At 41.0% G+C, this 8,485-nt stretch carries 16 protein-coding genes; 10 read left to right on the forward strand and 6 right to left on the reverse strand.

Translation table 11 applies throughout. The annotated features are described in order from the left end of the window. The 3 genes from D6774_01835 to D6774_01845 form a co-directional block, all read left to right on the forward strand. Positions 1–235, forward strand: a 235-nt coding sequence (locus D6774_01835) for a hypothetical protein (GenBank protein ID RME78200.1), incomplete at its 5' end; no start/stop codon positions are given. Further along, a complete protein-coding gene (locus D6774_01840; GenBank protein RME78201.1) occupies positions 232–1,314 on the forward strand; it encodes a hypothetical protein in 1,083 nt (360 codons plus the stop codon). The genes D6774_01835 and D6774_01840, both read left to right, overlap by 4 nt. A 57-nt stretch (positions 1,315–1,371) precedes the next feature. After that, the gene (locus D6774_01845) at positions 1,372–1,737 is read left to right on the forward strand and encodes a hypothetical protein (protein RME78202.1); all 366 of its coding nucleotides are present in this window, start codon (positions 1,372–1,374) and stop codon (positions 1,735–1,737) included. A 90-nt stretch (positions 1,738–1,827) separates the two neighbouring features. Here the strand turns inward: D6774_01845 and D6774_01850 are convergent, their stop codons facing one another. Further along, positions 1,828–2,058: a ferredoxin gene (locus tag D6774_01850; GenBank protein RME78203.1), complete on the reverse strand. Its 231-nt coding sequence runs from the start codon at positions 2,056–2,058 to the stop codon at positions 1,828–1,830. Between the two features lie 53 nt (positions 2,059–2,111). On the opposite strand from D6774_01850, the gene D6774_01855 reads away from it, so the two are divergent. The 3 genes from D6774_01855 to D6774_01865 all read left to right on the forward strand — a co-directional run bounded on the left by D6774_01855 (position 2,112) and on the right by D6774_01865 (position 3,698). Then, the gene (locus D6774_01855) at positions 2,112–2,939 is read left to right on the forward strand and encodes a hypothetical protein (GenBank protein ID RME78204.1); all 828 of its coding nucleotides are present in this window, start codon (positions 2,112–2,114) and stop codon (positions 2,937–2,939) included. Next, on the forward strand, positions 2,930–3,199 hold the full coding sequence (locus tag D6774_01860) for a hypothetical protein (protein RME78205.1): 270 nt from the start codon (positions 2,930–2,932) through the stop codon (positions 3,197–3,199). Before D6774_01855 ends, D6774_01860 begins: the two co-directional genes overlap by 10 nt. A gap of 85 nt (positions 3,200–3,284) precedes the next feature. After that, positions 3,285–3,698 (forward strand): DoxX family protein, encoded by a 414-nt coding sequence (locus D6774_01865; protein ID RME78206.1) that lies wholly within the window; start codon positions 3,285–3,287, stop codon positions 3,696–3,698. A 44-nt stretch (positions 3,699–3,742) separates the two neighbouring features. Here the strand turns inward: D6774_01865 and D6774_01870 are convergent, their stop codons facing one another. The 5 genes from D6774_01870 to D6774_01890 are packed head-to-tail and all read right to left on the reverse strand — an operon-like array spanning position 3,743 to position 5,636. Next, the gene (locus D6774_01870; GenBank protein RME78207.1) at positions 3,743–4,072 is read right to left on the reverse strand and encodes a hypothetical protein; all 330 of its coding nucleotides are present in this window, start codon (positions 4,070–4,072) and stop codon (positions 3,743–3,745) included. A gap of 2 nt (positions 4,073–4,074) precedes the next feature. Next, complete coding sequence (locus D6774_01875; GenBank protein ID RME78208.1) at positions 4,075–4,509, reverse strand: hypothetical protein; 435 nt, start codon at positions 4,507–4,509, stop codon at positions 4,075–4,077. Further along, positions 4,510–4,710 (reverse strand): hypothetical protein, encoded by a 201-nt coding sequence (locus D6774_01880; protein RME78209.1) that lies wholly within the window; start codon positions 4,708–4,710, stop codon positions 4,510–4,512. A gap of 48 nt (positions 4,711–4,758) precedes the next feature. Beyond that, positions 4,759–5,127 carry a DUF2203 family protein gene (locus tag D6774_01885; protein ID RME78210.1) on the reverse strand — a complete coding sequence of 123 codons (369 nt, stop codon included), beginning with the start codon at positions 5,125–5,127 and terminating at the stop codon, positions 4,759–4,761. Continuing rightward, entirely contained in the window at positions 5,124–5,636 is a 513-nt protein-coding gene (locus D6774_01890) for a DJ-1/PfpI family protein (protein ID RME78211.1), read from the reverse strand. Before D6774_01890 ends, D6774_01885 begins: the two co-directional genes overlap by 4 nt. Positions 5,637–5,768: 132 nt before the next feature. On the opposite strand from D6774_01890, the gene D6774_01895 reads away from it, so the two are divergent. From D6774_01895 to D6774_01910, 4 genes are all read left to right on the forward strand, one after another. Then, the gene (locus D6774_01895; protein RME78212.1) at positions 5,769–6,173 is read left to right on the forward strand and encodes a hypothetical protein; all 405 of its coding nucleotides are present in this window, start codon (positions 5,769–5,771) and stop codon (positions 6,171–6,173) included. A gap of 122 nt (positions 6,174–6,295) precedes the next feature. Beyond that, entirely contained in the window at positions 6,296–6,670 is a 375-nt protein-coding gene (locus D6774_01900; GenBank protein ID RME78213.1) for a transcriptional regulator, read from the forward strand. Then, positions 6,667–8,061 (forward strand): Fe-S cluster assembly protein SufB, encoded by a 1,395-nt coding sequence (sufB, locus tag D6774_01905; GenBank protein RME78214.1) that lies wholly within the window; start codon positions 6,667–6,669, stop codon positions 8,059–8,061. The genes D6774_01900 and sufB overlap by 4 nt, the downstream gene beginning before the upstream one ends. Then, the coding region (locus tag D6774_01910; GenBank protein ID RME78215.1) for a hypothetical protein at positions 8,058–8,485 on the forward strand (428 nt) is incomplete at its 3' end. The genes sufB and D6774_01910, both read left to right, overlap by 4 nt.

Here is an 8,485-nt window from a genome sequence, read left to right on the forward strand (position 1 = left end):
AAGAAGTACCTCTATGATTTCAGGCATTGTTTCAGGAATTCAAGGATCTCCCAAGGAGTTTTTTCTCGTTCTGAAGACAGGTTCAGGCATTGTTCAAATCCAACTAGATCTTGAAGCAACAAAGGCCTTTGCACAGCAACAAGGTATTGATGCTGGTATTGATGACCCAAAAACACTCCTCAAAGAACTCTCCAAAAAAGTTTTTGGGAAAAAAGTAGACATTTCGTTTTCATGAGTCTGCAAAAACGAGTTGTTATTATTGGAGGGGGTTTTGCCGGGGCGAAAATTGCAAAAGCGTTGCAATACGATTTTGATGTTGTTCTTTTTGATACTAAAGATTACTTTGAATTTACTCCTAGCATTCTTAGAACACTTGTTGAACCAGAACACGCAAAGAAAATACAAGTGTGTCATAAGACCTATCTTCCCAATGCTACTGTGTACAAGGAACCAGTTCTTCGTATAACGCCAAAAAAGATTATTACAAAGAATCGTGAACTTTCTTTTGATTATGCCGTTGTTGCAAGCGGTTCTTCTTATACCAAACCGTTTAAGGAGGAAAATGTTGTTCTTGCTCAACGCGTAGAACACCTCGCACAATTCCATAAAGATATTGAGCGCGCAAAAACAGTTCTCATTGTAGGAGGAGGTCCTGTTGGTGTTGAAATAGCAGGCGAAGTTGCTAAGAAATACCCCGATGTGCAAGTTACACTTGTTCACTCACATGATCGCCTTCTTCAAAGACTTCCTCTTCGAGCAAGCAATTACGCTAAGAACTTTCTCGAACGTTACGGAGTTCGCGTCCTTCTTAATACGCGCGCAGAACAAAAAAAAGGAGGCGGTGTAGTCCTTATCCCATCTCAAGAAAAAACGGATTCCAAACGAGTACAAAAACAAGATCTTGATGTCCTTCGAGCAGATGTAGTATTTTCTTGTGTTGGCATTACCCCCCATTCAGAATGTCTTAAGAAAGATTTTAGTTCTTGTATTACGTCTCGCGGACACGTGCGAGTAAACAACGCATTGCAGTGTGAACAACACATTTTTTGCGCAGGAGATATCACTGCGATACGAGAAGAAAAGACAGCTCAAAACGCGGAAAAACATGCAGATGTTGTACTTCATAACATTTATGCACTTGAGAACAACTCACCCCTTAAAAACTACACAAGTAAGACGAGGCCTCTTGTCATCAGTTTAGGGAAGTGGAGAGGAATTCTCACCTATAAGAACCTCGTTGTCACAGGTATTCTTCCAGGAGTACTCAAAGAACTTATTGAGTGGAAAACCATGAGAAAATATCGTAAAAAGTAAGATCTAGTGTTTTTTTACGTCTTAAAACTTATAAATCTTTGCTAAACCTGAGGATCTATGGTTAAACTTCAAGAAGAAACACTTTGTGAACTTGCAAGACAATGGGATTATGCAGGCTCAACACTCTCCAGACAAGAAGTGCTTGAAACAGCAGTCACACAACTAGATAACTCAATCACACATTCTGATCTTCGTGAATTTGAGAAACGTTGTGTTGCTCAAGAAATAACTGCTCAAGTTGCAGGATTACTTCTTGGAGGATCATTGTATTTTGCCGCGTGGCATTATGATGTTCAGAGCATTCCTATGTCCCATTTTTGTGCTACCCTCTACGCGGTGGTAAGCGTTCCTTTTACCGATCGGGCGCAAAAAAGAGTGAATTTTTCACGTGCGCTTAGAGACTATCTTGAAGACAAAGTGTGAACAGAACGCCGTTCATGTTTTCATTGACTACCTTTAATAACACGTAGAAGAGGTGATTCTTACCACGTGTTTGAAAAACTACAAAAAGAGCTACTCAAGAGGTACTTCTTCTCCTGTTTCAGTATTGATGATTTTAATTACTTGTACAGGGCACATGCGTGCTGCGTCAAGGTTGTGTTCAAGATCTTCTTCCGAAAATTCGGCTTCTAGAAAATCAGCCTTGTTGTCAAGATCATTCATCTTCCAGTTCTTAGATACCGCTGCGCATGCACCAGCACCAATACAACCGTTGCGATCATACACGATTTTGTACCTTGCCATGACTTCTTAGTACACACATTTCTTTATAAAATCCTCTGCTTTTGATTCTGGTTATGTCTTTGCTCTATCTCTTCGCAAAACGTTTCGTTATTGGAGAAACAAGAGAAGAAGCACTACAACATGCCCATACTCTTAATGAACAAGGAATTGGCGTTATCTTTAACGTTCTTGGTGAACACGTTAAGCATTCTTCTGAGATTGCAGAATACATCAAAGAGTACCAAACACTCATTAAGCAACTCAAAGGAATTAATGCTCAAGTTTCTCTTAAACTTTCTCAGTTCGGCCAGGGCATCTCTGAGGACTTGTGCATTGCTAATGTAACTGAAGTACTTAACGTTGCAAAAAAGCATAATGTTTTCGTGTGGTTTGACATGGAGGATAGCTCCACGCTTACTAGCACACTTGAGGTTGCAAAGAGGCTCTCGAAGAAATACGCGATTGGTGTTGTTTTGCAATGTTATCTTCGTAATTCTCACCATATCGCGCGCAGTATTACTACTCCTGTGCGTCTTGTCAAAGGAGCGTATAAAGAATCACCACGTATGGTGTTTACTGATAAGCGCAAAACCAATGAGCGCTATGCACAGATGATGGAATACTTCATTGCGAAGAATCATCCCTGCGTTATCGCAACACACGATGAAAAACTCATTGCGCTTGGAGAAAAACTCATCAAAAAGTACCGACGATCAAACGTTGATTTTGCTTTTTTACTTGGTGTTAAACCACAGTTGCAAAAAAAGCTTGTGGGTAAAGGCTACCGAGTCTACGTCTACGCTCCTTATGGTAAGGCGTGGTTTGCATATTACTGGCGACGTATGCGTGAGCGTAAAGAAAATTTTATATTCGCTCTTAAGAGCATCTTCTCATGGCATTAGAAGATATTCGCAAACGCATCGATGAGATTGATCAGGAGATTGTTGCCCTTCTTTGTGAGCGCTTTGCACTTATGCCAGCAGTTGCTGCATGCAAAAAAGAGCACGGTCTTGCTATTGAGCAACCTCAACGCGAAGAGCAACTCTTACAAGAAAAAGTGCAACTCTTCAAAGAAAAGGGGTTTGAGGATGATGCATTTGTTCGCGAGTTATTTCGTCTCATTATGCGAAAAGCCAAGCAAATACAAGCAGATACCGATTAACGCCTCATCGCACACTGTTACACCACCAAATGTTTTTAAATGATTCTTCTTAAAAAGTATAAAAAATAGGAGGTGTAGCACCAAAATGTGTTTAGCTAAATTTGCAAAAAAATACCGCGATTATAACGTCCTCCTTCTAAGAATTGCCTTAGGCCTTGTATTCACCATTGCAGGGTATGGTAAACTCTTTGGAGGCATTGACGGATTTGCAGGAATGCTCTCAGGAACATTTGGTTCTCTTGCAGTAGTTCTTGCATGGATTGTAGCACTCATCGAATTCATCGGTGGTATTGGCGTACTTGTTGGTATTGCAACACGACCTTTTGCAGCGCTTCACGCGATCATCATGGTCTTTGCAATCGGCCTTGTACACCTTGGTCAAGGATGGGCAGGAATACAATTTCCTTTCGTGCTCTTGCTCGTAGCTCTTAGCCTCGTCATCACTGGCGGTGGAAAAGTGCTCAACTTTGACAAGAAACTCTTTGGAAAAGAGTGCTAAACTCTTTTTCTTAATTTTTTATACTTATTTTTATAGTTCTTTTATCACGCTTTATTTGATTGATCAACCGACACTCTTTTCTTCAACTCTTCTTCAAATGCTTCTTTGTTCTTTTCCATCACTTGTGCGAACCGTCCTACTTGATAACGTCTTGCAGTCTCAAAACGCACGTCAACAAACTCTTCTTTAACTTCAAAAACTAAGCGCGTAATCCAATTTTCCCCTCCCTGAGAAAACACAAACCGCCCTGACGAGAAAAGCTCATCAAGTGCTTCTTGAGGATCAACGCGTTCATGCACATTCATTACTTTTTTGTACGCGATGAGGATCTTGTTGAATTGCGACACATCGAACAGATTTTTCTTAATTAACATAATCAGAGAATGCGCTGGTTACGCTTGAGACGAATTTTCCATTTTGCTTCGTCAAAGGTGATACTAAACCTATTGAAAATTCCCGCTCGCCCAATCAGAATGCCAAATTCATAATCTGTCTTTATCACGTTGACAGGTACAATAAACTGATACTTTTCATCACCTTTCTCAAATTTTACACGCATCTTTGAGGGAATTGCTTCAACATCCCCATTTATTCCTCCACAAGGTTCTGGTTTGGCAGATAGATCAAGATCCAAGATCTCAGCAAAAGCCCTGGGAATTGCACAGGTATCTGAGCCAGAATCAATAAGAGCGACAACATCAATAGCATTCTCACCTTTAGAATTAGCCAGCGTCACAGGAATTGAAGGCGTGCGTTCGGGAGAGAGAGGTTCGGGGCGTTCAATAACTTTATAATGATAAGAAAGAACCATCTAAAAAATCATTGTCTGCTTCTCATGCACTTTTGTCAGAAGTGGCCGTTCTTTTGGGCACTTTTTCTTCGCTTCGGCATATACTTTCTTTACATGAGGACCGTGCGATACGATTCGTTCACCGCAAATAGCTACCCATTCCCCAATGTAAGGGGAAAGATTTGTCTTCATAAGAAAATTATAGTTTTTTGCGTTTGCCATGCTCAAGGGGTTAAAACCAGTTCTCATATATAAACGTTATTTATCACACTACTGCAGCAAACTAATAGGCCTTGGTGTTGTATCATCATCAGTATACCAATGAGTTACTCGATCCTGACCTAGTTTGAAATGCAAAAAGACCTGTTTTCCATTAACAGAGCAGGGAAATTCAATCTCCCCTTTGTGAGGATCCTTAATGATGATTCCTTGCTCGTCAAGAAAATCTAAATGATTGAAAAATTCGTAGTGAATTTTGTGCAATTCTTTTTGCATCTTATAGGTTCCTATAAGTTCATTATCTGAGTTTTGTACTGATCCTAAAAGAGTTATGGTCTCTGCCATGCGCTGCACCCGTCTAAGCGCAGGGATAATGAGTTTTACCGTTTCGTTTGCTTCTTCTATCGTGAATGTCTTCATGAGAGCATCTCCGCAATCCTCTCGCCAAATTCTCTTGCCGCGTCAGGACCATTTGCTGTGATAAGGTTTCCATCAACAACAACAGGCCTGTCAACAAAGATTGCTTTTCCTTTATGCGTCATGAGCATTCGGGCGTCGTGATCGGGAAAGACTGTTACTTGTTTTCCTTCAACAACGCCTGCTTTTGCAAGAAGGGTAGGTGCGATGCAGATTGCAGCAATGTTTTTTGATGCTAGCTTTGCAGCTTTGATGAGATTCATTACTTCAGGATAATTTGCAAGTTCTGGCGCACCCGGACCTCCTACGAGGATAATAACATCAAAGTCGTCAAGATTTATTTCTTTGACATGAAAGTCTGGCATAACTACTGCGCCGAGTTTTCCCTGACAAGAATCTGCAACTGACGCTGTGTAGCACTGATGACCTCTTGATTCGAGAACTTCCTTTGGTTCAAAAAATTCCTCGTCACGAAAACCATTAGGAGCAAGGATAAATAATGCTTTTGCCATAGTCACCTCTTTTTTGATAGTTTAAAAAATTCATTTAAAAGCTTATGTTACCACTACTCACTAAAACGCAAGTATTCGTACCCGTAAGGGAGTGCACATAAGTTTTTTAACCAGTTCCTCTTTCGCGTTATGATGGATCAACTCACCGCATATGCTCTTGGTCTGATTACCGTTCCAGCTGCGTACTTTACAACGCTTTTTGCTACACAGATTTCTTGTTCAACACTGTTTAGGAAAAAAATTGAAACTCAAGAGGAGTTGGAGAGTATCGTTGCGCAAGAAACCCTTAGAAGAGGTCTTGATCCTTCCAAGATTGAGTGTAGTTTTACAAGTCTTCCCGAGGGTTCTGGAAAACGACATGATGATAAGTATTACATCAATCTTTGCACACCTTTGTTTAGAACAAGGCAAACAGTTCGTCATGAAATAGATCACATCGCATCAGGGGACTGCGATCGTGAACAGACAGAGTTTTTCTATTACTACTTTATTGCCGAGCCAAGAGCTACACTGTATTCTTTGAGATCAGATCCTTAAAGGAAACCAGTTAGAAGAGCAGTTAGGAAACCGATTAAATTGAACAAGCTCAAAAAGGATCTTGGTACGCTAAAAGACAAACAACCACTACATTTATAAACCACCCCTCTGATTTCTTCACTATGGTTAAGAAATTCCTGTTGCCACAAGAAATTGAAGTCTACTACATCATACCCACCATTAAACGCTACCTCACACAGTACTTAAAAGAATCAGGTATGAAGCAAAAAGACATAGCAAAACTTCTCCAAATTCAAGAAGCAACCGTCTCGCAATACCTCTCAAATAAACGAGGCCACCAAATAAACTTCGACTCCGCTATTGAACAAGAAATCAAGAAGAGCTCCACGCGCATTAACGATATGAGTTCCTATATCTGCGAGATTCAGCGCTTACTCAAAATCATTAGACATTCAAAGACTCTGTGCAACATCCACAAGCAGTTTTCCACCGTTCCTTCCACATGTACTGCAGCAGAAATGGGGTGTAATACATGAACGACATTACTATTGATCGGAGCAGATATGACAAAGCAAGCAAGGATCGCATTAAGTACAAGGCACAACCAGGTCTTAGCGAAGCATTAGTACGCGACATCTCTAAACAAAAAAACGAACCCGAATGGATGCTTCAAAAAAGACTCAAAGGGCTAGAGCTCTTTGAACAAACACCCACACCCACTTGGGGACCAGATCTCTCTCAACTCAACTTTGATGACATCATCTACTACGTAAGACCCGACGCGCAAGAAGCGACTAAGTGGGAAGATCTCCCCGAGGACATCAGAGAGACCTTTGACAAACTTGGCATTCCAGAGGCAGAAAAAAAATCACTCTCCGGTGCAGGAGCGCAATACGACTCAGACATCGTCTATCATTCTCTTAAAAAAGAGTGGGAAGACAAAGGAGTTATTTTCGAAAACATGGACACCGCTGTGCAAAAGTACCCCGAACTTGTCAAAAAATATTTCATGACTTCCTGCATTCCCGTAAATGATCACAAATTCATTATGCTACACGCAGCGGTGTGGAGTGGAGGAACCTTCATCTACATACCACCAAACGTCAAAGTAGACATTCCTTTGCAAGCCTATTTTCGCATGAACACCATTGCAGCAGGGCAATTTGAACACACACTTATCATCGCAGATAAAGGCAGTGAAGTACACTACATCGAAGGATGCTCCGCACCTCAATATAACAAATCATCCATTCATGCAGGATGTGTTGAAATCCATGTTATGGAAGGAGCGCGTGTACGATATTCCTCTGTTGAAAACTGGTCAAAAAACACCTATAATCTTAACACCAAACGCGCAATCGTCCAAAAAAACGGTATGATAGAGTGGATTAACGGCAATATGGGCTCAGGAGTTACCATGCTCTACCCCGCAGCAGTTCTTGTAGGAGAAGGAGCAAAGTGCGATTCACTGGGTATAGCATTTGCAGGAGAGGGTCAAAATCAAGATACCGGTATGAAAGTAATCCACGCAGCACCACGCACATCTTCAACAATTGTTGCAAAATCAATTAGCAAAGGAGGAGGGATTGCAACATATAGAGGGTATGTTCACGTAACACCCAATGCAACATCTTCAACAATCAATGTTGAATGCGATGCACTTATGGTAGATAAGGGCTCTGTTTCTAACACGTACCCCTTCATGAAAATTGAAAATGACGATGTTGAAGTCTCCCACGAGGCAACAGTTGGCAAAATAGGCGAGGAAGAAATTTTCTATCTCATGTCTCGCGGTCTTCAAGAAGAACAAGCAGTGCAACTTATTGTTTCAGGTTTTGTTGAACCAATCGTTAAACAATTACCTCTTGAATACGCAGTGGAGCTTAACAAACTCATTGAACTTGAAATGGAAGGAAGTCTAGGATGAGCGAAATTTTCAAATACGGAATTGGCATTTACAGCGAGTTTCCCCTTGATCTTAGAACACTCACTCATTGTGAAGAACCTATCACGCAAGAGTCAACTCACGCAGATATTCTTCACGTACATCAAAAAACACTTCAAGAACACCCTCTTCTTTTCTCCACCATTACTGATGATGATGCATTCATCAAACACCACAAAGAACAGCTCAAAAACGTCCATATCATCACGCTACGAGAAAACGAAGTACGTGAACAACCCATCCTTCTTGAATTTTCAGGAGACGCGCAAACACGCTTTGAACACATCCTCATCATAGCAAAAAAACACTCACAAGCAACAATACTTGAAAGCGTTTTAGGAGATGCACTCTATCGCTCAGCAGTAGTTGAAATAGTGTTGGAAGAAGGAAGCACTGTGACGTATAA

The sequence above is a fragment of the Candidatus Woesearchaeota archaeon genome (genome assembly GCA_003695435.1).
In the GTDB taxonomy this organism is placed as follows: domain Archaea; phylum Nanobdellota; class Nanobdellia; order Woesearchaeales; family UBA11576; genus J101.

Bases quoted from the DNA above. Each gene is read 5' to 3' on its own strand.
- D6774_01840 (RME78201.1), top strand. From the start codon at position 232: ATGAGTCTGCAAAAACGAGTTGTTATTATTGGAGGGGGTTTTGCCGGG.
- D6774_01845 (RME78202.1), top strand. From the start codon at position 1,372: ATGGTTAAACTTCAAGAAGAAACACTTTGTGAACTTGCAAGACAATGG.
- D6774_01850 (RME78203.1), bottom strand. From the start codon at position 2,058: ATGGCAAGGTACAAAATCGTGTATGATCGCAACGGTTGTATTGGTGCT.
- D6774_01855 (RME78204.1), top strand. From the start codon at position 2,112: ATGTCTTTGCTCTATCTCTTCGCAAAACGTTTCGTTATTGGAGAAACA.
- D6774_01860 (RME78205.1), top strand. From the start codon at position 2,930: ATGGCATTAGAAGATATTCGCAAACGCATCGATGAGATTGATCAGGAG.
- D6774_01865 (RME78206.1), top strand. From the start codon at position 3,285: ATGTGTTTAGCTAAATTTGCAAAAAAATACCGCGATTATAACGTCCTC.
- D6774_01870 (RME78207.1), bottom strand. From the start codon at position 4,072: ATGTTAATTAAGAAAAATCTGTTCGATGTGTCGCAATTCAACAAGATC.
- D6774_01875 (RME78208.1), bottom strand. From the start codon at position 4,509: ATGGTTCTTTCTTATCATTATAAAGTTATTGAACGCCCCGAACCTCTC.
- D6774_01880 (RME78209.1), bottom strand. From the start codon at position 4,710: ATGGCAAACGCAAAAAACTATAATTTTCTTATGAAGACAAATCTTTCC.
- D6774_01885 (RME78210.1), bottom strand. From the start codon at position 5,127: ATGAAGACATTCACGATAGAAGAAGCAAACGAAACGGTAAAACTCATT.
- D6774_01890 (RME78211.1), bottom strand. From the start codon at position 5,636: ATGGCAAAAGCATTATTTATCCTTGCTCCTAATGGTTTTCGTGACGAG.
- D6774_01895 (RME78212.1), top strand. From the start codon at position 5,769: ATGGATCAACTCACCGCATATGCTCTTGGTCTGATTACCGTTCCAGCT.
- D6774_01900 (RME78213.1), top strand. From the start codon at position 6,296: ATGGTTAAGAAATTCCTGTTGCCACAAGAAATTGAAGTCTACTACATC.
- sufB (RME78214.1), top strand. From the start codon at position 6,667: ATGAACGACATTACTATTGATCGGAGCAGATATGACAAAGCAAGCAAG.